General features: G+C 40.4%; 20 protein-coding genes and 1 pseudogene. 6 read left to right on the plus strand and 15 right to left on the minus strand.

Annotation, left to right across the window (positions count from 1 at the left end; translation table 11 throughout):
- Window positions 1–36 precede the first annotated feature (36 nt).
- From tagH to tagD, 4 genes and pseudogenes are all read right to left on the minus strand, one after another.
- Window positions 37–822: pseudogene (tagH, locus tag M3221_RS13170) on the minus strand (teichoic acids export ABC transporter ATP-binding subunit TagH); the annotation flags it as partial.
- Window positions 823–835: 13 nt separating this feature from the next.
- A complete protein-coding gene (locus M3221_RS13175) occupies window positions 836–1,666 on the minus strand; it encodes an ABC transporter permease (RefSeq protein ID WP_251272244.1) in 831 nt (276 codons plus the stop codon).
- 118 nt (window positions 1,667–1,784) lie between these two features.
- Window positions 1,785–2,978 carry a CDP-glycerol glycerophosphotransferase family protein gene (locus M3221_RS13180; protein WP_251272213.1) on the minus strand — a complete coding sequence of 398 codons (1,194 nt, stop codon included), beginning with the start codon at window positions 2,976–2,978 and terminating at the stop codon, window positions 1,785–1,787.
- A complete protein-coding gene (tagD, locus tag M3221_RS13185) occupies window positions 2,971–3,369 on the minus strand; it encodes a glycerol-3-phosphate cytidylyltransferase (protein ID WP_251272214.1) in 399 nt (132 codons plus the stop codon). Before tagD ends, M3221_RS13180 begins: the two co-directional genes overlap by 8 nt.
- A gap of 314 nt (window positions 3,370–3,683) precedes the next feature.
- Here tagD and M3221_RS13190 point away from each other — a divergent pair, with 314 nt between their 5' ends.
- Window positions 3,684–5,705, plus strand: coding sequence for a CDP-glycerol glycerophosphotransferase family protein (locus M3221_RS13190; protein ID WP_251272215.1), 2,022 nt, complete (start codon window positions 3,684–3,686; stop codon window positions 5,703–5,705).
- Between the two features lie 36 nt (window positions 5,706–5,741).
- On the opposite strand, the gene M3221_RS13195 is transcribed toward M3221_RS13190, so the two are convergent.
- The 6 genes from M3221_RS13195 to M3221_RS13215 form a co-directional block, all read right to left on the minus strand.
- On the minus strand, window positions 5,742–7,289 hold the full coding sequence (locus tag M3221_RS13195) for a glycosyltransferase family 2 protein (protein ID WP_251272216.1): 1,548 nt from the start codon (window positions 7,287–7,289) through the stop codon (window positions 5,742–5,744).
- Window positions 7,290–7,484: 195 nt separating this feature from the next.
- On the minus strand, window positions 7,485–8,261 hold the full coding sequence (locus M3221_RS13200; protein WP_251272217.1) for a WecB/TagA/CpsF family glycosyltransferase: 777 nt from the start codon (window positions 8,259–8,261) through the stop codon (window positions 7,485–7,487).
- A gap of 272 nt (window positions 8,262–8,533) precedes the next feature.
- A complete protein-coding gene (locus M3221_RS13205; protein WP_251272218.1) occupies window positions 8,534–9,520 on the minus strand; it encodes an S-layer homology domain-containing protein in 987 nt (328 codons plus the stop codon).
- A 216-nt stretch (window positions 9,521–9,736) separates the two neighbouring features.
- The gene (locus M3221_RS26825) at window positions 9,737–9,934 is read right to left on the minus strand and encodes a DUF6980 family protein (protein WP_396120279.1); all 198 of its coding nucleotides are present in this window, start codon (window positions 9,932–9,934) and stop codon (window positions 9,737–9,739) included.
- A 235-nt stretch (window positions 9,935–10,169) separates the two neighbouring features.
- Window positions 10,170–11,249, minus strand: a complete 1,080-nt coding sequence (locus tag M3221_RS13210) for an RNA-guided endonuclease InsQ/TnpB family protein (protein ID WP_251272219.1) — start codon at window positions 11,247–11,249, stop codon at window positions 10,170–10,172.
- A gap of 129 nt (window positions 11,250–11,378) precedes the next feature.
- A complete protein-coding gene (locus tag M3221_RS13215) occupies window positions 11,379–12,131 on the minus strand; it encodes a TerC family protein (RefSeq protein WP_251272220.1) in 753 nt (250 codons plus the stop codon).
- 350 nt (window positions 12,132–12,481) lie between these two features.
- Here M3221_RS13215 and M3221_RS13220 point away from each other — a divergent pair, with 350 nt between their 5' ends.
- Window positions 12,482–14,296 (plus strand): LysM peptidoglycan-binding domain-containing protein, encoded by a 1,815-nt coding sequence (locus M3221_RS13220; protein WP_251272221.1) that lies wholly within the window; start codon window positions 12,482–12,484, stop codon window positions 14,294–14,296.
- Between the two features lie 61 nt (window positions 14,297–14,357).
- Here M3221_RS13220 and M3221_RS13225 read toward each other — a convergent pair whose 3' ends face one another.
- Window positions 14,358–15,752, minus strand: a complete 1,395-nt coding sequence (locus M3221_RS13225) for an amino acid permease (protein WP_251272222.1) — start codon at window positions 15,750–15,752, stop codon at window positions 14,358–14,360.
- Window positions 15,753–16,346: 594 nt separating this feature from the next.
- Here M3221_RS13225 and M3221_RS13230 point away from each other — a divergent pair.
- Window positions 16,347–17,240: a C39 family peptidase gene (locus M3221_RS13230; RefSeq protein ID WP_251272223.1), complete on the plus strand. Its 894-nt coding sequence runs from the start codon at window positions 16,347–16,349 to the stop codon at window positions 17,238–17,240.
- 777 nt (window positions 17,241–18,017) lie between these two features.
- Here the strand turns inward: M3221_RS13230 and M3221_RS13235 are convergent.
- Window positions 18,018–18,290 carry a hypothetical protein gene (locus tag M3221_RS13235; protein ID WP_251272224.1) on the minus strand — a complete coding sequence of 91 codons (273 nt, stop codon included), beginning with the start codon at window positions 18,288–18,290 and terminating at the stop codon, window positions 18,018–18,020.
- A gap of 220 nt (window positions 18,291–18,510) precedes the next feature.
- On the opposite strand from M3221_RS13235, the gene M3221_RS13240 reads away from it, so the two are divergent.
- Together M3221_RS13240 and M3221_RS13245 are read left to right on the plus strand one after the other, a co-directional pair.
- Window positions 18,511–18,951, plus strand: coding sequence for a hypothetical protein (locus M3221_RS13240; protein WP_251272225.1), 441 nt, complete (start codon window positions 18,511–18,513; stop codon window positions 18,949–18,951).
- 440 nt (window positions 18,952–19,391) lie between these two features.
- The gene (locus M3221_RS13245; protein WP_251272226.1) at window positions 19,392–20,471 is read left to right on the plus strand and encodes an RNA-guided endonuclease InsQ/TnpB family protein; all 1,080 of its coding nucleotides are present in this window, start codon (window positions 19,392–19,394) and stop codon (window positions 20,469–20,471) included.
- Between the two features lie 512 nt (window positions 20,472–20,983).
- Here M3221_RS13245 and M3221_RS13250 read toward each other — a convergent pair.
- From M3221_RS13250 to M3221_RS13260, 3 genes are all read right to left on the minus strand, one after another.
- A complete protein-coding gene (locus M3221_RS13250) occupies window positions 20,984–21,304 on the minus strand; it encodes an IDEAL domain-containing protein (protein ID WP_251272227.1) in 321 nt (106 codons plus the stop codon).
- A 597-nt stretch (window positions 21,305–21,901) separates the two neighbouring features.
- On the minus strand, window positions 21,902–23,455 hold the full coding sequence (locus tag M3221_RS13255; protein ID WP_251272228.1) for a sensor domain-containing diguanylate cyclase: 1,554 nt from the start codon (window positions 23,453–23,455) through the stop codon (window positions 21,902–21,904).
- Window positions 23,456–23,612: 157 nt separating this feature from the next.
- The gene (locus M3221_RS13260; protein WP_251272229.1) at window positions 23,613–23,786 is read right to left on the minus strand and encodes an IDEAL domain-containing protein; all 174 of its coding nucleotides are present in this window, start codon (window positions 23,784–23,786) and stop codon (window positions 23,613–23,615) included.
- A gap of 552 nt (window positions 23,787–24,338) precedes the next feature.
- On the opposite strand from M3221_RS13260, the gene M3221_RS13265 reads away from it, so the two are divergent.
- Window positions 24,339–24,557 (plus strand): hypothetical protein, encoded by a 219-nt coding sequence (locus M3221_RS13265; protein WP_251272230.1) that lies wholly within the window; start codon window positions 24,339–24,341, stop codon window positions 24,555–24,557.
- Window positions 24,558–24,848 lie beyond the last annotated feature (291 nt).

A 24,848-nucleotide genomic window follows, 5' to 3' on the forward strand; every position in this document is an offset into this window, starting at 1 on the left:
AACCTTTTTTATTTAAATTGCTCAAATGGCACTGAGACCACTTTGTTTTTTCATCGCTTCTTCCCTGAACTTCTTCTGCTCTTCAGGCGACAGCGCCTTATGCTGTTTTAAAAAGGCCTCATACGCTGGGATCACTTCTTTTACCGGTCCAAAGTCTTTTATTTCTCCATACTCCAGCCAAAGAGCTTTATCACAAAACTCTTTAATCTGCCCCATTGAATGGCTGACAAAGAACATTGTTTTTCCTTTTTCTTTAAACTCAAACATTTTATTTTTTGATTTCTGTCCAAATACCTGGTCTCCTACTGAAAGAGCTTCATCCACGATGAGAATATCCGGGTTTACCGTGACAGAAATCGCAAATCCAAGACGGGATCTCATCCCGCTCGAGTATTTTTTAACAGGCTGATCAATAAACTTGCCGATATCAGTAAACTCAATGATTTCTGCCTCCATCTCCCGTATTTCGTTTTTCTTGAAACCGAGCATTAAACATTTTAGTTCAATGTTTTCGCGGCCCGTTAATTGATTGTTCAGCCCCGATGAGATGGCGATGATCGAAGCCTGTCCCACTGTTGTAACCGTACCGGATGTAGGCGGTATCACACCGCCTAATATATTTGAAAGAGTAGACTTTCCTGAACCATTTACACCGACCAGCCCAATAACATCTCCTTGCTTCGCCGTAAATGAAATGTTTTGCAAAGCATAAAAATCTTCCCCATAGCCTCCCGGCAGGATCACATCCAAAATCTTTTCTTTCGGGGACTTGTGCATTTTATATTTTTTGTAAATGTTTTGAACGACAACGGTTTCTTTCATCACTGCCTCCAGCTTACAAGAAATCAACAAAGCGATTTCTGAATTTCAAATGTAAAGCAGACCCAATTAAAAGCATCACTAATATTAAAGACCAAAAATAAAGCGTGTAAGGCGCATATTCCGTCATATACCATGTCGTCCCCAACAGAGATGCCCTATACCCTTCCACCAGATAATAAAGAGGATTCAGCTTTAATAAAAACGTTATGTCCACTCCTTTCAGCACAAGCTGGTCAGTATGCCAAATAAGCGGCGTAATGTACAATACCATTCTTAAAATGGACTGAACAATCTGCTGTACATCACGAATGATCGTCGAAAGTGTTGATGTAATTAGCGCAAGAGCTAACAAAAAAATTAAGGTGGCAAGCATAAAATAAGGCAGCTGTATATAATAAACAGACATCTTAAAATCCGTAAACTGTAATACAATGATGACAATGGCCACTAGCATTAAATGAGTATAAAAATTCGCCATAATGACAAAGGAAGGAATAGCACTCATCGGAAAGCTCATTTTCGAGATCAGCTGCAGCCTTGAATAAATCGATTTGGAGGACTTTGAGATAGCCGGATTCACAAAAAACCATACAATCATTCCTGTTACCATCCAAATAAAAAAAGGTACGTGAATACCATTTTCCATGGTTATCTGCTGGCCTCCCCGTACCCCAACGCCAAATACCAGCCAGTAAATGGCCAGTTGAATCACTGGATTTAAGATTTCCCAGAGCCGGCCCAAATAATTATTGGTATGAGCGCTTTTCAGTTCAAAAGCGGAAAGTCTCAGAATAAGATAAAAAGAATGAATTTGCTCCCTTACAATGGTAATCAGTGACTTTATCATAAAAGGTGATCCTTCCCTTAAACGCATAATAACTTTGTTACCATCATTGCCTAAAAAACCATATTATAAAAATAATCACGCAAGGCTATAACGCTTCTTTTATCAGAAGGCAGCTTTAACGCATTGTTTTCTTTTGGGACAAGCTTTTTTCAGGAAATAAGTATCGTACGACGTTACGGCTGGATTGTCCTTTGGAATATGCATTCCATTTTTCCGCGTAGCTGCGAATCGCTTCGAGATCAAAATGATTCGCTTGAATGCAGTGAACAATAGATTCTGTATCCCTCACCATAGGTCCCGGAAGGTCTCTTTCAAATCCTTCTGGCACTCCCCGGGTCTGTTTATACTCTTCTAAATCATATGTAAAAAAAATCATGGGCTTTTGCAGAAGTGAAAATTCAACGGGGATTGATGAATAATCGGTAATTAAATAATCCGCCACAGCAAGCAGCTCATTAATTTCATATTGATCCGAAGAAACATCTACTATAAAGTCCGGATATTCCTCCCCAAAAGTAGGGGTTTGCTGAATGGCCGGATGCAGCCGTAGAAACAATAGATAGTCTCCTCCGAGCTGTTCAGCCATTTTTCCCATATCCAGCTCAAGCTCAAAATGCGCTAATGCTTGATCCCGGTATGTAGGAACGTACAAAATCACTTGTTTGTGCTCAATGGCTGGATATTGGCCTGCTATTTTATGCTTCGCTTTTTGGAGCGCTTTTTTATCAAAAAAGAAATCGGTCCGCGGGACACCCGACGGTAAAATCTGTTTCTTTTGAAGGTGAAAGGATTTGATAAAAATATCAGCCATCTGATCTGAGCCGGCCACTACTTTATGAAATTGGCTGTACACCTTTAAAAAACGTTTTTGGGCCCTCTCGCTTCTTTGTTTGACCGATGCATCCTGGAGTCCAAACTTCTTTAATGCACCTGAGGCGTGCCATAATTGTATGCATTCTACACTCCTTTTAAAGTGAACGGCAGCTAGAAACCCATAATAATTATCCACCAGAACACGACGAGATGTAGCTAAATGGTATATAGAACGGAGCACATAAAATGGATTGGTTTCAAACACAACCAAATCAATGTCAGGACAGTCTTCGAAGAGATGAAGCTTGTTTCTTTTACAAAGAACAGCCACTTTCACAGAAATATGCTGCTGCCGTATTTCATCCAGTACATACCGGCTGTTATCGCCAAAACTGACAACAAAGGTTATTTTGTTTTGAAGCGGCAGAAAAGAAAAAAAGAAAAACATCCACTTAAAAGAAAATAGAAAAAGAAAAATGGCTAGCTCCCTAACCATTTTGAATTGCCTTTAAATCTTTTTTGATTTGGGATGTAGAAATCCCGATGGTTCTCGGCAGGTACACGACTTCACAGTATTCTTTAAGAAAATCAAAATGTCCCTCCCAGTCGTCTCCCATCACAAACAGATCAACATTATGTTTAAGGACATCTTCAATTTTCTGGTCCCAGCTTTTTTCCGGTATTGCTTCGTCAACAAAGCGGATTGATTCCACTATCATTTTTCTATTTTCAAAGCTGTGGTATGCTTTTTTATTTTTTCCTTGATTAAATTCATCTGTAGAAAGGCCGACAATTAAATAGTCACCTAATGCTTTCGCCCGTTTCAGTAAATTAATATGCCCGAAATGCAGCAAATCAAAAGTACCGTACGTTAACACCTTTTTCATGTGCTGGCCCTCCTTCATGATGTGAAAAAACGTTTTTCTAACCTTTATTGTAGGAAGAAGAATTGGTTTTTATTCGGAGAAAGAGAAAAAAATGGCTTAACGGTTAAGCTTATAAAAATAGCACACAGAAGTGATTACAAATCCAGCCGACAAACTTTTTACTCTAAGCAGAAAGCGTATATAATTGTTCATTTTGTACATACTAAAGGGCAGAAATTTCAACCATAGGGAGGAAAAAGATTCTGATAAGAAAAAAGCGATTACACACCCGTTGTTCTTTAGATTCGATTTACTTTCGCGAACACTGCTTATACATGCAGATTGGGGTTCCCGGCTTTGATTCAACAGAACCAGACTCCTTGACCCTGCTGTTCATTGAGCGGTACAAAACCAAAAAGAAAGAGTATGCTCTAACAGCTGCTCATGAAAGAGAAAATATGTTTCAAGCGTGTTTAACGGAAGCGGACCTCGAGCAGCTTTTATCTGAAGGAAAAGACTGGGACGTTTATATCGCCCTCTGTTCCGATGACAGAATACGTCTATGCAGTAATGGCCTGGATCTAGAGCTGCTTTTTTTTCTAAAAAACGGCCAAATGTTGATGCCTTTTACAACTAACAAAGGAAATGTTTCGTTTAAATCCAAACAGCCTGGGCTGATTGAAAAAGCAGAACGAATTGATTTTATGGGTAAGAACCATATCACCTTAAAAGGCTATACCGTTTACCCTTTATGGCTCAAACGGCCCGACCAGCTGACAGGAACATTAATACTGTCAGCGAATGAAGATCAATATGCCTTTAAAGTACCTTTAAACATAAGTTACCGCCGGTTTTCATCAAATGGAGAAGACTATCTGCCTTTAGTTGTGTATGAAGCAGCCGTCCCGATTGAATCGTTGCTTAGAACGCACAGTGAAGCGGCTGCCCTAAAAGCAAGAATTGAATTTTCCTATGCTGAGGACAGCAGGAACATCAAAATGGAGACAGCTCCTATCAAGCTTAAAACTCCCCGCTTTACAAAAAAAGTGCTCGTTAAAAAAGTAAACGGTCAAAAGAAAGAAATCTCGATCACGCAAACGAAAAAAAGCGGGCATTTAACCATTCAGGTCCGTGACTTTAATGTGATGACAAATGTAAAAGCAAAAATGAAGGAAAGAATGGTCTTTATAAAAAGACATGCTCTCGTCAAACAGCTCTATAAAAATGCTTTTTATTGGATTGGCAGACTTCCGGTCAATAAAAATGTCATTGTGTTTGAAAGCTTTCTGGGGAAACAATTCAGCGATAATCCCCGCGCTATTTATGAATATTTGCAGCAGCACAATTTCCCTTATAAACTGTATTGGAGTGCGGACAGGAAGCATCTTCATCATTTTCAGGATAAAAATGTACGCTGCATCCACCGTTTTTCTCTTAAATGGCTTTTGATCATGCCGCGGGCCCGCTTTTGGGTCACTAACAGCCGGATGCCCGGGTGGCTTCCAAAACCAAAACAAACGCTTTATCTTCAAACTTGGCATGGTACTCCGTTAAAACGGCTGGCGGCAGATATGGATGAAGTATATATACCCGGCACAACGGCTGAAAATTACAAAAAAAATTTCATTCAAGAAGCAAAAAACTGGGATTATTTAATCTCCCCTAATGCGTATTCAACCGAAATTTTTCGAAGAGCGTTTCAATTCGATAAAGAAATACTGGAAACAGGCTATCCGCGAAATGATTTTATTTGTAATCATGAGAAGGAGGAAACGGTTGAAAAGCTGGCAGCCGCTTATGGGATTCCCCGGCATAAAAAAGTGATTTTATACGCGCCAACCTGGCGGGATAATCAATTTTATGCCAAAGGCCGCTATCGTTTTGATCTCCAGCTGGATCTTGATTTAATGAAAGAGCAGCTGAGTGAAGAGTTTGTGATTCTTACCCGCCTGCACTATCTGGTGTCTGAAAATCTGGATTTAACTCCTTATAAAGATTTTGCTTATGATGTCTCCCATCACGAAGATATCCGTGAATTGTATGTGATGGCCGATATTTTACTGACGGATTATTCATCCGTATTTTTCGATTACGGCAACTTAAAGCGGCCGATGATTTTCTACGTATACGATATTGACCAGTACAGGGATCATCTTCGCGGTTTTTACTTTGACTTTGAACAGGAAGCACCGGGTCCGCTGGTGAAAACAACGGAAGAAGTGATTCAAGCAATCCGAAAAATCAAAGAAGACGGATTTCAGCCATCCACAAAGCTTGATTCCTTTTATGAAAAGTTTTGTTACTTAGAAGAAGGAAATTCCACCCGCAAAGTCGTGGAACAAATCTTTTTACGCTAAAAAAGAACCGGTTTCGAATAACCGGTTCTTTTTTAGTTATTTTACCTTTAACCCCATATTTGAATGAATCGTCGTGTAAAAAGTAAAGTCGCGATTTTCATAGCGAATTTGGTTTTCATTGAGTTTCCTAATATTGATTTTGTGGTAGTCATTATAGCGCAGGAACATCGCATAGCCCGCTGACGGCAGCTGGTTTAATAGATCAAGGCTTACTTCCAGCCTTCCATGTCCATCCTGATCCACTTGAACAGGGATGGAATATTCTCTATTCACCTCTTCCCGGTCCCTGATGATCACATCGGTAATTTGATCAATATAATCACCGTATACCCTAAAGTCCAGGCAATACTTATTATCATAAAACCGGTCTTCTTTAAAAATGGCCAGCATCGGCACCCGTATATGCCGGTATTTTTCTTCAAGGAACGGAGCTACATGATAAGGAAGATTGTCTTTAATCAGCACTGGCTTTACTTTTTCTTTTCTCTCCCATTCAAATAGCTTTTCAAGCTGCTTCGTTTTTCCTTCCTTGAAGAGTTCATAAGCTGTTTTATTTAATGGGTGAAAAAAGTTATCGGAGACCTCATAGCGAAGCCCCTCTGTCGTTTTAAGTATTTCATTGAACTTATTGTAGTAGAGTGCCTTCAGTTTCGTTTTTTGAAAATGGCCCGTATTAAACAATCGTGTGACGGAATCAAATTCATACAATCGATTGAGCAGCATTTTTTCTTTATCAGGCTCTAACTTTTTATCGATGATATAATGAATCACTTTGATATTGCTGTCTGTTTTTTGCATAATATTCGTTTGTTTTGTAAGTGAAGCATTATTATCATCAAGCCGGTTCAAATAATAGATGGGTGCTTTTGTCGTTGAAATGGTATTGCAATGGATTAATACGTCCATAAAAAACTGTTTATCCTCTGCAAACTTCATTTCTGGAAACACAATTCCATTATCTTTAATAACACTGGCTCTGACCATCCTCGCCCGCGGTCCCAAATGCTGAAATATATGAGGGATCGAGTAAGGAGATACATTTCTCCGCTCTTTACAGGATTCATGCTCTCCTACAATTTTGGACCCATTCGATTTCAGCTGTATGGTTCTTCCTACAGCATAGTCATCGCCTGTTTTCTCTAAAATATCGTGCAAGGTTTCTAAACCAGAAGGTTCAAGCCAATCATCCGCATCCAGAAAAGTAATGTACTTAGAAGTGGATAATTGAATGCCGAGGTTGCGCGGCTGTCCGGGTGTTCCCGTATTGCACTTTAAAAAAACTGCCCGAATGTTATTATATTTAGCAGCATACTCTAACAGGATCTTTCTGGAGGAATCCGTTGAACAATCATCAACCAGGAGGTACTCAATGTGTTTAAATCCTATTGTTTGGTTGATAACCGAGTCGATCGTTTTCCTTAAATACTTTTCTGCATTATAAACCGGCGTGACCACAGATACTTTCGTTTGATTAGCTTTATTCCCCTGTTTATTTTCAACTTCATAATAGCCGTCTGCGTTATAGTCAAAGGAACGAGTTTTCGGAAATTTTATTACATTGTAAATCCACGATACATTACCCATAAAACCACCTCATCTTTCTACTAATATTTTTACCTTCAGGCTTCGTTTTCTCCAAAGACCGCCACCATTGACGGCTGGAAGGAATGGCAGCCATACCGGCAATTATTTATTTTGTAGACATAAATCGGTACATTTATTCATATCGTGTGAAAGGATTTATTTGAAAGCCTTTATTTAGTGGCTGACTCGGGATCTTTACACCCTCGTCTTTGTCGATTTCACCTCTACAGCTCCGCTGCCGCGCCGTACTCTCTCTACAAATACTTGAAGGGCAAAGACAGGCAGAACCATTTGTCTTTTTATTCTTTTCGGCTCACATAAGAGGCGGTAAAACCATTCTAATCCTAATTTCCGAAACAATTCAGGTGCTCTGCAGATTCGCCCCGATAAAATATCAAAACTGCCGCCGACGCCAATCATCACCGTTGCACCGAGTTCATTTTTAAACCGATGAATAAATTCCTCCTGCTTCGGGTTACCCGCACCGACTAATAAAAGATCCGGTTTCTCACGGGAGATCCGTTCCACAATGAGACGTTCCTCGTCGGAGTCTTTTTCAAAATAGCCGTGGTGTGTACCCATAACCCGAGCATGGCCATATAGGTCTGTTAGTTTCTCGCCCGCAGCTGCCACTACGTCTTCCGTACTTCCGAGCAAGAACAATTTTGTGGCCGCGCCTGTATGTTCCCTGTGCTCAAGCAGGGCATGAATCATATCATACCCCCCCACTCGCTCTTTTAAGGAATATCCTAATATTTTAGACGCATAGATAATACCGATGCCATCAGGTGTAATCATATCAGCAGCAGAAATCACCTCATAAAAGCTTGAATCCTTTCTGGCTTTCATGACGATTTCCGGATTGGCCGTTACAATAAAAGTTGGAAGAGCTTTTTCCATTCTTTCGTTCGTCCAGCGTACTGCTTCAGTCATGTTATTTTCCGCAAACGGAACAGATAAAATTTTCAGCACCAAAAACCCACCCTTTGAATAAATTTCGTATTTGTAGCCGATAGTATTGGCTAAACGCCTGCAAAATATGTCTCAAAGGCTGTCATCCACTTTTGAGATAAAAAAACCGCCCATCCAGCTGGACAGACGGTTTTTAAGAGTATGGGCCGCAGTTGCTCTTAAAGAAAGACTGCCTGCACACTTTTTTGATGAAAAATCGTGCTCCTTTCACGGTTCAGTGCCGTTTTGGACAAATAAAAAAAAGCCCAAAACGTTTGGGCTTTTTTGTCTGCTTATTCTGCTGCTTTCGTTGCAGGAAGACCTGCTGTGTGTGCAAATGAAGAATCCGCATTTGCACTTGAAGTTGTCTTCACAGCTGTGAAATCAAATGCTGCTTTTGCTTCGGATTCAAAGTCTTCAACAATCATCGTTCCTTTTTTGCCTGTTAAGGATACACCTGCATGGTTGATCACTAAAGCTTTGCGGTCGGCTGTAAGAGAATAAGAAGCAGGTTCGAATTCCTCTAGACTTCCATCGCTGTACTGAACACTGAAATACAGGTATGCTGCTACATCAGCTGCTGTATAGTCTGCCGGCACCGCTTCTGTCAGATTAATTTTCGTTTGTGTGGCAGAAGTCACTTGTACATTTGCAACCACTGGGAAATAAGAATTTTCAACAACAAAGAGATACGTTCCATATAACAAATTGGCAAATTCGCCGCGCGTAATATTTAAGTTCGTGCCGTATGATGTGCTCGTCTTGCCTGATGTAACCCCTGTTCCGTAAAGAGCTTCAACATAAGGCTTGAATACGCCGCCAACATCCGTAAATGGTGTCTGCTCTGCATAATCCTCCAGCTCAAATGCCGTTACAAGGAATTTAGCCATTGCACCGCGGCTGAGAGACAATTCCGGCTTGAATTCCGTTTTGGTTACACCTGAAATCACTCCGATTTCAGCAAGTGCGTTAACCGATCCTCTTACACGAGTATTTAAATCTTTAAATCCAGCGTCTGGTGCGCTTTCTGTATCAAGCATCAGCATATTCGCTAAAATAACCGCCGCATCGCCCCGTGTTAACGTTTGGCTCGTACCGAATTTTGTAGCCGAAATCCCATTGACTACTTCAATATCATATAAAAAGCTGACCGCTTCATCGTACCGGCTTCCTACATCCGTAAAAGGATGGCTGGTCTCCGCCGCGCTCGCTGGAATGGCTAAACTAGAAATCGCTACTGTAGTGGCTGTGGCAGCCGTAAATAAAGAAAGTTTTTTCAAAGGGGTATCTCCTATTCTGCAAATTTATTAAAATGATTCTAGCACTTTCCAAAAATACAGTAAATAGGTAGAGAGACAGATAATATTGTATGAGTATCCTTAAGTTGGATAATCTACAATCAACTCTGCAAATATAATGGAATTAACTGCATTTACAGTCAATATAATCTTCTATGCTTATCATTTTCCATAATAAATAGGAAACCCTATTTGTATTTAATCTAAATCGCTCCCACACCAAGGACAATATTGAATTGCAATAATCGAGCTGCCCCCGTCGTGAATAATGATTCCAAACTCCCTGCCATCCTTATCACAGTAGACAAGCTGATCAGGACAGTCGAAGGGATTTTCATGAACATTACATTTAAAAGAAGCATGATACTTCATGTCTTCACAGCAATAGGTTTTCATTTGCTCCACATCCTATTTTTTAATTAAACTTTGACACTCCCACGGCTAAAGCCGCAAGCCCTTCACCTTGCGGTGAGACGGGTGGGATTCTGAAGTACGAACGCGTTCCCAGTCCATTTCTGTTTAGAACTCGCCTTCAGTTAAGGGCGGTGTCATCAGCCCATCCTGCTTCGTTTTGTATACCTTCGGCATACATGTACCTTACAGGCGGTCCTGCTGTTACCACAGGACTAGGTTAAGCTGCTTGCTTGTTTTTCTTTTTTGAAAGGCCGCTGATGGCTTTCGAAATATTAATGGACGCGTTGGCATCAGAGTGAAGTGTATATTGACATTTGACACACGAAAACATGTGTCTTTTTCGATTCTTTTTATCAACATGACCACATTTACACGTTTGGGAAGTGTGATGTGGATTCACGTACTCGACTTGAATACCAGCCATTTTTGCTTTGTATTCAATAAACGTTTGAAGCTGATAGTGAGACCAGGAGTGCAGATTTCTTCCAGCTTCTTTTTTTGATTTTGCTTTGTAGCGAATACCCGTCAAATCTTCCATTCGAATGCAGCGAACACCGTTCTCTGCAGCAAAATTCACGATTTGCCGGCTCATTTTATGATTTAGATTTTTCATCCACTGTGATTCTTTGTTTTTAGATTTTTTAATAATGGATAGAAGCTTTAACTTTCCTAGCTTTTTTCTTCTTGAAGAAAATGTTCTTCGAATGAAAGCAGCCTCGTTTCCGCGAAAGAAGAGCGTTTTCGTACCCACCGAGGCAACAGCTAAATAGTTCAGACCTACATCGACGCCCATCACTTTTGAAGAAGAAGTAGCTCGTTTTGGCTCAAATGAAATAGAAAGCGAGATATACCATTTGCCTTTTTTCTCATACAGCTCAGCGGCTCCTTGTTTTGCCTGCCCGGAAAGAATTTTATCCAGCCAGTGCTGCTGATACACTTCTGCGATAACCGGCACACCAATTCTCTTTTCTAACGTAGGGAAAGACAGCTTATATAAACTGTTTTCCTTTTCGATAGCGAGGTTTTGATTATTAAAACCGCACCAAAAACGGCGAAACGTTTTTGCTTTTTGATTCTTTTTCTTGGATTTCACTTCACGGATGGTCTGATTCACCACTGCCGAAGGCAGTTTTTCTTGAGAAAAAAGCTTGTAGACCTTAGACGTTGCTTTAGACAGTTCTTCATAACTTAGCAGCCAGTTTGAAAAAGAAGTGTTTAATTCGGTCATTTTTTGATACATCTGTTTCTTTGTTTCCGTTGGTTTCATCAGCTCTAACTTCAATGAAATAATTTCCATCTATGAGCCTTATTTCCAATTTTCTTTTATAGAACAAGCATACCAAATGGGTGTTCTATACGCAAATAATAAAATTAAAAAACGAAAAAAGCACCTGGAAGCTCCAGGCGCTTTTTATTTTCTATATTATTAGTTCCCGCTTTTAAGTTTTTCAGGCTGCCCTTTAGATAAAAACCAGCCGCCTAAAGCAATCAGAACCATCACGGACCAGAAAATCGTTTTCCAAATAGGTCCTTCAACGAAATCATGAGAAATGAGATGTACAGCCGGGTGTGCAAGGGTATGCATCAATAGCTTGACCCCAACCCAGCCTACCAGCACCATTGCCGCCGTTTCAAGGCTTGGACGCTTAACAAGTAACTCAACGAAAAAGCCGGCTGCAAATTTAATGACGATCAGGCCAGCAAGCGCCCCAAGAACAATGACAATAAACTTGGCGCCATCCATACCGCCAATAGCACCGATCGGTGTATCGGGCAAAGCCAGAACTAGCGCTACAGCTGCTAAAATCGAATCGATCGCAAAGGCAATATCCGCTAACGCAATTTGTGCCACTGTTGCGCGGTAGCTTTTCACTTTCTTTTCTTTTTCGTGACCCTTATTCTTTTTAAGCAGGTGTTTTAAGGCAATAAAAATTAAATAAGCGGCTCCGATAGCTTGTACCTGCCAAACATGGAAAAGAAACGAAATAAGAAAAATCGCTCCAATCCTGAATACAAAAGCTAACATCAGCCCTATATTAATCGCTTTTTTCTGCTGCTCTGCCGGCAGGTTTTTAGCCATGACCGCTAAAACCAGGGCGTTATCAGCCGATAGAACACCTTCTAGAAGGATTAAAACAATTAAAATCCATCCATACTCTAACAACAAAGACGTGTCCATAATTCCCTCCCTATAATAACCTATGAAAATAGTTTAAACACTTTTAAATTTTAGTATAAAACACATTATTTGTGAAATGGTTCACGGAAAATTTTTCACATAAATATACATACCCTTTTAATATGACCGACTGGGAAAGTATTAAACTTGAAACAGATACTTTTCACGCATTGTTCATTTATTGAATAGCAGGAATGTGCCTGTTCCCCATATGCAGCAAACGAATTGCCAAGCAGTAAGATCTATCCTTTTATCCAATTCAGCATGAACGGATCAAGGACAAGCACTTTTTTCTCGTGTTTGTAATACGCTAAACTGATTATTAAAAAATAAAAATGGGAGGGTCGAGGATGCAGCTTTTTTACACAGTCCGCCCTGGGGACACGCTTTATCAGCTCGCAAGGCGATGGCAGCTGCCGCTTGAGTCTCTAATTGCTGCCAGTCACTTAAAGGCGCCTTATACGATTTATGTCGGGCAGCAGCTTTCTGTTCCTCCTGGTGTTGATACGATTCGCGTTGAGCCGGGGGATACCGTTTTCGGCATTGCTCAATTTTTCGGCATTCCGCAATCGTTGATTATTGAAGCCAATCAGCTTCGCCCTCCTTATACGATTCAAGTCGGACAATTGCTACAAGTCCCCCAGGGCGCACCTTATTATGTTGTGCAGCCTGGAGATACGCTATTTGACATTGCCAGAAGATTTAACGTAGTAACAGGAGGACGCATTAATACAGAGTTGATCCGAAGAGCCAATCACCTTCCGTCTGATAGACTGCTGCCTGGGATGAGACTGCATATCCCTTATGCGCCTCCGGGCGATGATGGCTTTATTGCCTACACCTCTAATCGTGAAGGAACGTATGACATATGGCTTTATAACCCAAACAACGGGGAAAGTGCACGGGTGACCACAGGGTTAGGAGAAGCTTTTTCAATCCCCTTTTGGTCACCAGACAGTCAGAAAATTGCTTTTGTCGGAAAAAACAACATTCTCTATGTTATCCACTTAATGGAGAGAACCGTTTCCCGTATTGATCAATTTGAAGAAGGGCTGGGCATTTACCCCAGTTGGTCACCAGATAGCCAAACGCTAGCGTATACAAACCAAAATCAGATTATCTTATACCCTCTTTCCACCCATCAACCCCAAAAAATAAATGAGCCTGGTGCAACGGATGTCCAATGGTTTGAAGGCGGAGCGGAGCTGCTGTTTCAAGCACCGGATGCATCGGGAACGAGCCAGCTTTACCGTATAAGAAGCGATGGCTCACATAAACGCCAAATTACCCAAAACACTGGCGGGCCGCTTCACAATGTACGCCTTTCTCCTGATGATGCATACGTCTTATTCACCACTCCTGGTGTCAGTATCTCTCTGATTTATACGCTGGAACTCTCTACAGGCAGAATATTTGAAATAAAAGGCGGACCGCTTGCGAAAAACTATTTTCCGGTATGGTCCCCTGATTCATCAACGATTGCTTACAGTGCTACTGCCTTTGAAGAAGCCGGGTATTTTTCGTTAATTCGAACGTCTGGAAAACAAGGGGAAAACGACCGGACAAAAGCTCTTTCTAATTGCTTTGCCACTCCTGTCACATGGTCGCCAAACGGCCGAAAAGTTGCTTATCTGTCAGGATGCAGCACTGAGGAAATCGCGGATGAGATGTGGGTGGTAGATATCCAGCACCCCGTTCCAATCCAGCTTGTAAAAGGGGCTTTTATTACCGCTTTACAATGGTCTCCTGCGCCACGTTTGCCGCTGACAAAAACATTCACAAATTCTTCCTATCGCGTTCAATTTCAATACCCTTCTCATTGGAAAAAAGTAAGCGATGAGCGGTATGAAGGCCCAGACGGTTTCTTTCAAATATCCGCTATTGCTTCAGAGGAAGCGATTCATGAAGTCTGCCGTAACGAAGCCTTTCACCCGTTACAGCCATACGGCTCCGCGCCTAGAATCATTCATACAAAAATCCAGCAGCAGGAAGCCTGCTTGATTTTCCCATCAGAGGACCAGCCTCCGGAAATGAACGGGCAGGCCGCTTTGATTGTCCGCTATCCAAAGCCGGTGCAGATTGAAGGAACGACTTACAACTATTTTATTCTCTGGGCTGATCAGCAGCATGTAAATCAATTAAGTACGTCCCTCCGGTTTCTATAAAAAATAAAGGAGCGAGTCCAAATGGTTTGGACTCGCTCCTTTTCTTTTTTGCATTCTGTTTTTAAATGGTCATTTGCTTTTTTTCTTTTGAAACGGCATCTGCTGACCGTGTGTTTCTTTTCAAAAAGAAAGAACCGACAACTAAAACCGCGATCAACAGTGTTAAGAAGAACTGGGATCGAAGAGAATCAATAAATGCCATTGCGATAAAAATAGCCGAAATCGCTAGAATAGTTGCATACGTCAAATACGGAAACAGCCACATTCTGATGCGCAACGCGCCTGGATTTTCTTTCTCATATTTGCGTCTCAGGCGCAGTTGTGAAAAAGCAATAACAAGATAAACAAGTAGCGCTACTCCCCCGGAAGCGTTTACTAAGAAAAGAAAGATCTTATCCGGAGACAAATAGTTGAATGCCACACTGATGTAAGAAATAACGGTACAGCCTAAGATCGCCTGAACGGGTACGCCTTTTTTATTAATTTTTAAGAACATGCGAGGCGCGTCTCCATTTTGCGCCATTGTAAGCAGCATCCGTGAACTCGTATAAAGGCCGGAATTCAAGCAGGAAAGCACAGCAGTGAGTACGATAAAGTTCATAATTTGTGCTGCAGCTGGAATATTGACCATTTCCAATACAGATACAAACGGGCTTTTCAAAAGATCCTGGGAATCCCACGGAAGAACCGTTACCAGTACAAGAATAGAGCCCAGATAAAAAATGAGAATGCGGTAAATGACACTATTGGTAGCCACAGTAATCGCTTTTTCAGGATCCGGCGTCTCTCCTGCAGCTGTCGCAACAATTTCGCTTCCCATAAATGAAAACATCACAAGGGTAATGCCTAGGAAAATAGAGCTGATTCCATTCGGGAAAAAGCCGCCGTGGTGTATAAGATTAGATGTTCCAGGTGATTCAATGCCTGGGAAAAATCCAAAGATAATGGCTCCCCCGAGAATTAAAAACAGTCCAATGCTGACTACTTTGATTAATGAGAACCAATACTCAAATTCTCCAAACGATTTAACAGAGTACAAATTTGTCAATGTTAACAAGAAAGTCAGGATCAAACTGACGGACCAGCTTGGCAAAGACGGGAACCAATATTGAATAATGTTTGCTCCGGCAATGGCTTCAACAGCGATTACGATTACCCAGAAAAACCAATACAGCCAGCCGATTGTATAGCCTGCCCAGGGACCAAGTGCTTCTCTAGCATAGGTCGCAAACGAGCCGCTTGATGGGTTGACCATCGACATTTCTCCCAGCATGCGCATAACCAAAATGACAAGCAGGCCTGCCAGGGCGTAAGAAAAGATTGAAGCGGGGCCTGCCATATTAATAAGTGAGCCGCTTCCTACAAACAATCCGGCTCCAATAATTCCACCTAAAGAAATCATGGTGATATGCCGAATCTTTAAATCTTTCTTTAACTCTGTTGGTGAATGGTTCATCTTCTCACTCTCCTTTAAATATAGAAACAGATGGTAAAAATACGTAAGCGCTTTCTTTCTTAGTTCAGCCATTCCCTTTGATCTTTTAATTTAGCAAACGATGAAATTTTGGAAAGACTGATGACAGTTTAAACAAATCCGTTAAACTAATTTTAAACAAATCTGTTAAATAAAATCAAGTTTAAACAAATCTGTTTAACTGGTTACTATGATTATAAATAAATTTCCTTCATTGTAAAGCCATATCGTTATATTTTCTGACAAAGAAATTATTCATTTGGTTTTTCCCTATACAGTCAATCACTTTCTTCCCATGTCCCTTCTCCTCCCTCATATAGGTATCTTCTAGATGTAACCCGCCAACGCTTATACCTTCCTCCGCATAAAAGGTGATCAATCAATGAACGTCCTGACCAGATTATGGTAGAATACGATTAGATATCAATCTCTTCCTGCTCCCTTTTAGCTATCTTTTTTCCTCATTGTTTCTCGGAAGCTGGCGAAATCGTTTGGCTAAAAAAGCAGAAAGTACGGTTTACAAATAAAAGATGCCGTGTTGTTTTTTTTCGGCATCGAATTATAGGAGTTTGAACAATGGAGGTTATCCTTCTTTTTGGCACAGGTGCCATGACACTTATTTTTGCAGCAGCTTATGTAAAAAACAGGTTTTTAAAACCCGCCAAACCACTTCTTATTTATTCTCTTTTATCACTCGTGCTGTTTGTCGTTCTTTGTGTATACAACTTCAATTTGTATAAAGACGACATCAGCCAGGCCGTTTCTTCCTTCGAACAAGCAGAGCCTGAGAAAACCATCCAGGAAGAACAGCCCAAAGAAGCAACAGAGCCTGAGCAAAAACAGGCGAGTGTAATCACAGAAGCGAATGTAACAGAAAAAGTTCTGGATGCCCCTTTAGTCAATCAAATGCCTGAACTGCCGCGGGGATGCGAAGTGACGAGTCTTGCTATGCTGCTCCAGGATGCGGGTGTGAACGCGGATAAGATGAAGCTTGCCAAAGAAATTAAAAGAGACCCTACACCGATGACGAAGCAAAATGGAAAAACCTATTTTGGCAACCCCCATACGGGTTTTGTCGGTGACATGTATTCCTTTGAAACACCGGGATACGGCGTGTATAATGAGCCGATTTTCGAATTGGCTGAGCGCTATCTTCCTGGCAAAGTAGAAAACATCACCGGGGAAAGCTTTGATAGTGTCATTAACAAACTCAAAGACGACAAAACGGTCTGGATTATTACAAACGCTACATTCAACGTGTTAGGAGAAGAAGAGTTTAGGACGTGGGAAACACCAGATGGACCGGTGGAAATTACGTATAGAGAGCACTCTGTACTCGTGACAGGCTTTGATGAAAACTATATTTATTTTAATGACCCGCTGACAGGAATCAAAAACAATAAATCAAACAAAGCCGCTTTTATTGCTGCGTGGGAACAAATGGGGAAACAAGCGATCAGCTTAAAGTAAAACAAATACTGAACCCCTCAAGCACAGGGAGATGTCCATTTTGTGCTTGAGGGGTTTTCTGTACGGTTCTTCCCAAGATTGAAACAGGTGTTTGTTCACCAGCTAAATAAGGCGTATACAAGAGATCTCCCGCCTTCAGCAAAGTGAAGTTTTATTATTTTGACACTCCCACGGCTAAAGCAAATGGGATTCTAAACCCCACGAAGATCAAGGTCAGCGGCACATTACTCATGCATAAAAAAAGCAGATGGTCTTACTATATATCGCTGTTTCTTATCTGCGTTTCTTATCTGCTTATTGATCGGCTTTTGTTTGGGTATTGGCTCAACAGCCTATCTCATTGTTTTTGATACATTTGGCGGGCCGGTTCATTCGGTGCATGTGCTTCTTGGCTTTTTAGCGCACTTCAGCTTGTCCACACTGTCCATTGTGCTTTGGGCGCTTTTTATACGGGGGATCGTCAAAAAAGGGGAAATACGTGGTGGGGCGTTCTTTCTGTTTTAATTGGATACATTTCCATAGTTACGTTAAACAACTCGGTTGTACATACAAAAGGCCTTATCTGGCTGATGCTGCCACTTCAACTCTCTTTGAATATCAGGATCATGGATGACACCATTACGGCTGTTCCTCCCCTAATTTACTGGCAGTTTGGGTGGATTTTTCTTTATGCTTTGTTCGTTTCAGGCCTGTTTTTTAGAATTATAAGGAAAAACAGACATCTTAATGACCTGGCCCAGCCCAGTAGATGGGAGAATCGAAACCGTCCAGCCAGAATTATACTTCTTTCGGCAGCTTCATTCCCCCAAATTGAAACTCTACTTCAAATTTCTGCTCAGCCAGCCGCAAAAGATGCAGGTAACCGGCATCTTGAAAAGGAACAATACCGGATTTTTTCAGCTCAGTTCCTAAACAGCCGAGGCTGGCCAGCACATCATTTTCCCTTATCTTAGGATAATGATCTTTTCGTTCAATTCTGTAACTGGACGGCTTTTGGTTTAATAATTCTTCATTAATAATGATAAGTGCTTCATCGATTGTGATATTCATTTTACTCTGCTCCTATAAAGAAAATATAAAGCGCTTTCTCTGCATTATATCCACTTTTCAGCTCTTTTATTGCTTGTTTTCCTTAAATTCTTTTGTAACTCCTCCATTTTTTTGATCCATTTATACAAAAATGTTTGTGAAAATGTGACAAAGTTATGAACAAAAGAAAATCGGGACAAAATATAAAGGCAGTTACATCACAAAGAAAGGAAAAGATGTTATGAACCATTCCAAACAAAACCCGGGCCTTTACGATGTAGCCTCCCTTTTAACTTTTGCTGGATTGTCTCTTTTAGTCAGCTTGTATGTGTGTCTGCAGCAGCCTGATATATATGCTTATATCCTGCCTGTTTTTGCCGTTTTGCTGCTGTCTTCTGTCCATTCCTTTAACCGTCATCATAAAGAACTCGGCAAAAAAGAAGCACAAATGAATGAACGTGCTGCCTTTTACAAGGGGTGCATGATTATGTATTTCGCTTTTTCTCTTTACCTGTTGAGTATCAGCTTTATCTTTTTTACCATTTACTCTTATGGAGGATATATGGTTGTTTGGTCCTGTGCTCCGCTTTCTCTGCTTTGTTTCTTTATGTCCTTGAAGGCAGAAAAAGGATTGACCCATATGTCAACAGACAACACGCCGATCCAGACGGATGCAGTGTAAGTAATCAAAGTGCCATTTAATCAAAATTCCTGATAATGTTACATCTTATGTAAAACAAAAAGAGTCCATTTTGAAAAGGACTGATCAAAATGGATTCTCCTATTTTGAAAAATAGCCGTGACATCATACATACAAGAACCAGAGCAGCTGGACTCACTTCTGTGCTGGTTTTATAATTTTTTCAAAATCAACCTAATGCGCCCACGGGATTCTGGCAGCATGACGGCAGCGTATTTGAGAGACCGTTCGCTTTTTCTATTACAGACCTTACGAGCGGGAAAGCCCACTTCTTCAGGTGTGGGATGATAGCGAGGTCGAACCGGGCATGTCTTCAGACATGTCAAAGGTTCGACTTTTTTCTTTTAGTTTATCTCTCTTGTATACCAAACACTTGTTTGTTATAATTGACATAACCCAATCTTTTGGAAAGGAGGAACGAAATGGAAACCATTTCTTTAAAGCTAGAACTCATGAAGCCAACCCATGCAAAAGAACAGATATACTACAAAATGACCGAATTAAACACCGAATTTTCCAATTGGCTTCTTCATTATGAGGAACTTTCAAAAGCCACTTCGAAGGTCTACAAACTTTTTTCTGCGGACAAATTGCCTTTGGCCATTGTCAACCAAACCATCCGGGAAGTGAAGTCACAAAAGAAAAATCAAAAAGCAAAAGTCTTTCGCCGTTTTTGGTGTACCTTTAACAACCAAAATTTAAAAGTTGAAAAAGAAAAAGGCTTATACAAACTCTCTTTTCCTACATTAGAGAAACGGGTTGGTGTTCCAGTTGTGGCAGAGCTCTACCAGCAGCATTGGCTTGATAAAATACTGTCCGGCGAAGCAAAATTAGGTGCCGGCGAGCTTTATGAGAAAAAAGGGAAATGGTATATGTCTGTAGCGGTTTCCTTTGAACCGAAGGTTGTTTCCTCTTCTTCTAAAGTGATGGGTGTAGACGTGGGGCTGAATTATTTAGCTGTTGCTTCAGTAGGGACAAATTCATTGTTTTTCAAAGGAAATGAGGCTGCTTTTATTCGAAGAACATTTTCTTCAAGGAGAAAAACCTTGGGAAGAAATAAGCTTCTTTCTGTTATTAAAGCCTCTAAAAATAAAGAATCCCAATGGATGAAAAATCTAAATCATAAAATGAGCCGACAAATCGTGAATTTCGCTGCAGAGAACGGTGTTCGCTGCATTCGAATGGAAGATTTGACAGGCATTCGTCGTAAAGCCAAATCAAAAAAAGACGCAGGCAGGAATCTGCATTCTTGGGCACATTATCAGCTTCAGCAGTTTATTGAATACAAAGCCAAAATGGCAGGGATTCAAGTTGAATATGTGAATCCACATCATACCTCTCAAACATGTAAATGTGGCCATGTAGACAAAAAGAATCGAAAAAGACACACGTTTGCGTGTGTCAAATGCCAGTATAAACTTCATGCCGATGCGAATGCGGCCATTAATATTTCAAAGGCCATCAGCGGCCTTTCAAAAAAGAAAAACAAGCAAGCAGTTTAACCTAGTCCTGTGGTAACAGCAGGACCGCCTGTTAGGTACATGTATGCCGAAGGCATACATAACGAAGCAGGATGGGCTGATGACACCGCCCTTAACTGAAGGCGAGTTCTAAACAGAAATGGACTGAAAACGCGTTCGCACTTCAGAATTCCACCCGTCTCACCGCAAGGTGAAGGGCTTGCGGCTTTAGCCGTGGGAGTGTCAATCGCCATTTCGAAACATATACTACTTCCGGGAAGAAGGAAGCAGGTTAGCCCTTCTTTCTTCCTTTACATAATCGACACACTGCCGATTATTCTGTTAGTTTCAAATCTAACTCCTAAAGAATAATCTGTTCTGCAGTCAAGCTCTTATCTGGCTGCATTTTTGTAAAAATTAACATATCCATTTTTGTTTTTTAAATTGTTAAAGGATAGTATGGGGATATCAAGCAATCCACCCCCTGTGGCTTAAGCTTGATTGCCTAGGGGCATTGTTTCTGGGTTTTTATCAAGTTCCCAATCATTGCCCACTTACTGCTCTACGGTATGCCATTTTTGTTTTTCTCCCGTCAATTCTTCAAACCATTTCTTGTCTTTTGTCTGAAGCGCTAAATCAATAAGCGTTGTTTTGTCTTGATATTGATTAAACAGCTCAACGGCTGATACCAGTTGGATCGGCATATAGGAACTCACCTTTGGCTTAATCCATTCCCATTGGTTGTTTGTCACCCGGAATACTTGCTTAATCTGGATGTGTCCGTCCGAATAACCCACTTTCGTTACATAACCGACTGTTTTACTGTATCCTCCGTTGGCATTAGCAATGACCCAATCGCCCTCTAAAAATCGCAATTCCGCCACCCCTTTAGAAAAGTTTTATCTGTTCGAAGAACTGCAGTTCTTTTGACTCGCCGAACATTTTTTCTTCAAATACCTGGCCAGGCACGGTTTCTTCCTTTACCATTTCTATTTCACATTCCACGACTTCTAAATTTTTAAATCAGTGTATGGGAAAGCAGCCTAACATATGTTTAAAATCCTCCAATGTATACATGTATACACACATACTCATCTACATGTATATTTGTGATAAGGTTTTGACTGCCTTCATTTTTGGTTTAATATGGTGACGAAACAAAAGGAGGAATATTAATTAAATTCTTCAAGTAATAAGGTAATCAAAAATCTTTTTTGTGTTTTTGGATATTGTCTGAGCCCATCGTCTAACTAGTTATAGCTTACCGCTATCTACAAGTCCGCTTTATCTTTAAAAGCTCTTTAAATGTTGCTTGAGGTATGTCATCTGAGATTGTTAAAAATGCGAATATGAACATAAAATTGTAAAAGCCCTGGTATTAGCCAGGGCTTTTACAATTTAACGCATAGGTTTCTCTCAAAATCAATCTATAGGCACAAGCTTGTTTCGGCCCAATCTTTTTTGTCTATAGTTCAATTAAGAGTGCTGCTTGCACCCTTATTCATTGTTTTCAAATCATCTGCCCTGACTACTTTATTTCTTCCCTCTCGTTTTGCTCTATATAATGCTTGGTCAGTCATATTCAATAACGCTTTAAAATCAATGGGCATCGCTGACGTATTCCCGATTCCAATTGAGACTGTAACCGGCTTACCTGTAGGACTATTCGTTGTTTCCAATGTTTTTCGAATTCTTTCTGCAGCAATCTGGGCAGTTTCCAAGCCAGTGTCAGGAAGAACAATTAAAAACTCTTCACCGCCTATGCGGAAACACAAATCGTTTACCCTGGTTTCTTTCTGAACCAAGCTGGCAACATATTTTAATACTTCATCTCCTACTGAATGTCCGTATTGATCATTTATTTTTTTAAAGTGGTCAATATCAAACAAAATGATTGAGTATATATCTAAGTCTTGGATGGTTTTTTCTAAATAGCGGCGATTAAAATAACCCGTTAATGGATCAATGTTTGATTCATTCTCAGCATAATTGGCTCTTTTCTCATAGAAATCAAAGGCGATCAAAACAGCTCGCTTTAATTCCTTTAATTCAGAATACCAATCAGGAATACGCGGCTTTGTAACCGCTGTATTCTCTGTAATTTGTTGTGTGTAAGCGGCTAAATCCCTTATAGGCTTCACAAGTTTCTGTAATAAGATGTAGGTTAATATATACATCAATACAATAAATGGAAAAGTAACCAAGCTCACTTTTTTTGCCAGCTCAATAGTTGGTTCTAAAATAGCTTCTTTAGGCGTTTGAGATACAATCCCCCAATGACCTGCTGATGAATTGGAGGAAGCATAGCCAGCTAACATCGTTATACCTTTTGAATTAACAACCTCCTGGCTTCCATCTTTCCCCTTCAACACTTTCTTGATCACTGCATTATCCTTTACGTTCTCACTAATTCTGCTAAAATCCGGGTGATAGATAATGTTGCCTTTAGAATCCACTACATATACATATGAACCGCTTTCATGCTGTGGATGTTCGCCAAGTATATCAGATAGACTGTTATTTTCGTCTAAATTGATGGATCCACCAAGAAACCCTACGTAACCCCCATTTTCATCATAAACTGGAAAAGAAACGAGCATAATGAGATGACCATTAAGACCTACATAAGGTTCAGATATTAAAGGAACTCTTTTTTTGAGCGCTTCCCTTGCGCCGACTCTATTCGCCTTTTGGCCTTCTAAATCCATATGCGGTGCCGTTGAAACAACATGGCCTGTTTCATCTATAAACCAAACTGTGTTAAAAAAACGAGTAGCATTTAAAATGGTGTTTAATGTATGTTGGATCGTTTCCGTATCTTTCGTCAGGAGTTCCTCTTCTTGTGACTCTACACGGAGATTTTGTAACATGCTTTTAAAAAGAGAATCTGTTGTAGCAGCCAGCTTTTGAGCATAAAATTCATTGTCTACTAAAAAGTTGTTCTCCAAGTTGCTTTTACTTACTAAGGCACCAGAAACGGCACTTCCAATGAAGGTACCCAAAATGACGAATGTCAATAACGTCATTGACAGAATACTTATATTAAGTTTGATAGGTTTCATAATAGATATAGTATATATAATCAGCTTGTTTCACTGCAATTGTATCTTCACATAAGCCGACCGCTTTGATTCAAACTTTTGAGCGCAGCAGGCTTTTCATTCTTCCGGCGTTCACTTCTTCTTAACTATTGCTCTTCGATATGCCATTTTTTAAGCCTTCCGTCAATTCTTCAAACCATTCCTTGTCTTTCGTCATAAGGGCTAGATCAATGAGCGTGGTTTTATCCTGTATATCATCCAGCAGTGTGCCCATCGGTTCTAGACGATGCTCCTCAAATAGTAACCTCGTTGGCATTCCCACTGCATAATACCGTTTTTGATTCTGCCGACAATTACCAGCTCAATTTGACTATGGTAATAACCAATGCGACTGACATATCCAACGACCGTAGCATGCCCAATTTTGACTTTTTTCCACTCTCCAATCTCCAAGGCTGTCTCCCCCTTTTTGAATAAGCAAAACATACAATATATGAGGGGTAAAAAGGTGGTCATTTCATGGATTTCCCCATAAAACCTGCAAATTTTATTATTGTTCCGGCACACATAAGGTTACCGCTTCCACCTCCACTCCTCTTGTTTATATTCTATTACCGCAGCTTCCTGCCCGATCCCCTGCACTAGAAGATTTCTCCGGAACGAGAAATCCTGTGAAGCTGCCTCGCCTACAGTATCGAATGAGCTAACCCTTATCTCTTACCAAGGATGCCACTCCTTTTGTTCCCTTTTGAACAAACTGTCGAGCAAAATAACAAAGTACATACTATACTAAAGTTAAGATATAAAAGCATCGGAAACTTTTTGACTTTCCTTCGTCACTTTCCCTTGATTGGAAAGGAGAAATAGAATGTCAATCGATAGTATAAAAACGATGTTGGAAACGCTGTGTTACTATAAAGATGTAGAGGTTACTCATACATTCAGCAAGGATGAACAGCCTTTATTAAAAATTAGTTATGTGAAAAACACCGATACACTAAAAGTAGCATTTATCCAAAATGAAGCGATTGAATATTATGAAAATGTAGAAGAAGCTGCATGTATCATCGGTAAACGAATAGATTAATAGCTTTTCTATAAAGTCTCTAGAAATTTTAGAGTTTTTTTGCATTATTTCGGTTAATGGCTGATGAACCTCTGTTGAACTCTTTAACCAGTACCTCTACTCTTGGCGATTCGCTATAGAAATTGAAACCACTCAGTGACTGTCCCTTTCCGGATCCTCTCGTTCAGCGCGTCTTTGATACTCCTCTTAACTAATTTCCCAGTAAATTTATACAAAATTTTAAAAAATGGTTAATCTCCTTATAATGATTACTGGAACGAAAAAACACAATTCGGTCGGCAGGCCGAATGA

Origin of the sequence: Domibacillus indicus, assembly GCF_023715895.1 — a bacterium.
In the GTDB taxonomy this organism is placed as follows: domain Bacteria; phylum Bacillota; class Bacilli; order Bacillales; family Domibacillaceae; genus Domibacillus; species Domibacillus indicus_A.

Excerpts from the sequence above, each read along its gene's own strand:
- M3221_RS13180 (WP_251272213.1), bottom strand. The coding sequence starts at position 2,978 with ATGGTTAGGGAGCTAGCCATTTTTCTTTTTCTATTTTCTTTTAAGTGG.
- tagD (WP_251272214.1), bottom strand. The coding sequence starts at position 3,369 with ATGAAAAAGGTGTTAACGTACGGTACTTTTGATTTGCTGCATTTCGGG.
- M3221_RS13190 (WP_251272215.1), top strand. The coding sequence starts at position 3,684 with ATGCAGATTGGGGTTCCCGGCTTTGATTCAACAGAACCAGACTCCTTG.
- M3221_RS13195 (WP_251272216.1), bottom strand. The coding sequence starts at position 7,289 with ATGGGTAATGTATCGTGGATTTACAATGTAATAAAATTTCCGAAAACT.
- M3221_RS26825 (WP_396120279.1), bottom strand. The coding sequence starts at position 9,934 with ATGAAAACCTATTGCTGTGAAGACATGAAGTATCATGCTTCTTTTAAA.
- M3221_RS13210 (WP_251272219.1), bottom strand. The coding sequence starts at position 11,249 with ATGGAAATTATTTCATTGAAGTTAGAGCTGATGAAACCAACGGAAACA.
- M3221_RS13215 (WP_251272220.1), bottom strand. The coding sequence starts at position 12,131 with ATGGACACGTCTTTGTTGTTAGAGTATGGATGGATTTTAATTGTTTTA.
- M3221_RS13220 (WP_251272221.1), top strand. The coding sequence starts at position 12,482 with ATGCAGCTTTTTTACACAGTCCGCCCTGGGGACACGCTTTATCAGCTC.
- M3221_RS13225 (WP_251272222.1), bottom strand. The coding sequence starts at position 15,752 with ATGAACCATTCACCAACAGAGTTAAAGAAAGATTTAAAGATTCGGCAT.
- M3221_RS13230 (WP_251272223.1), top strand. The coding sequence starts at position 16,347 with ATGGAGGTTATCCTTCTTTTTGGCACAGGTGCCATGACACTTATTTTT.
- M3221_RS13235 (WP_251272224.1), bottom strand. The coding sequence starts at position 18,290 with ATGAATATCACAATCGATGAAGCACTTATCATTATTAATGAAGAATTA.
- M3221_RS13240 (WP_251272225.1), top strand. The coding sequence starts at position 18,511 with ATGAACCATTCCAAACAAAACCCGGGCCTTTACGATGTAGCCTCCCTT.
- M3221_RS13245 (WP_251272226.1), top strand. The coding sequence starts at position 19,392 with ATGGAAACCATTTCTTTAAAGCTAGAACTCATGAAGCCAACCCATGCA.
- M3221_RS13255 (WP_251272228.1), bottom strand. The coding sequence starts at position 23,455 with ATGACGTTATTGACATTCGTCATTTTGGGTACCTTCATTGGAAGTGCC.
- M3221_RS13260 (WP_251272229.1), bottom strand. The coding sequence starts at position 23,786 with ATGCCAACGAGGTTACTATTTGAGGAGCATCGTCTAGAACCGATGGGC.
- M3221_RS13265 (WP_251272230.1), top strand. The coding sequence starts at position 24,339 with ATGTCAATCGATAGTATAAAAACGATGTTGGAAACGCTGTGTTACTAT.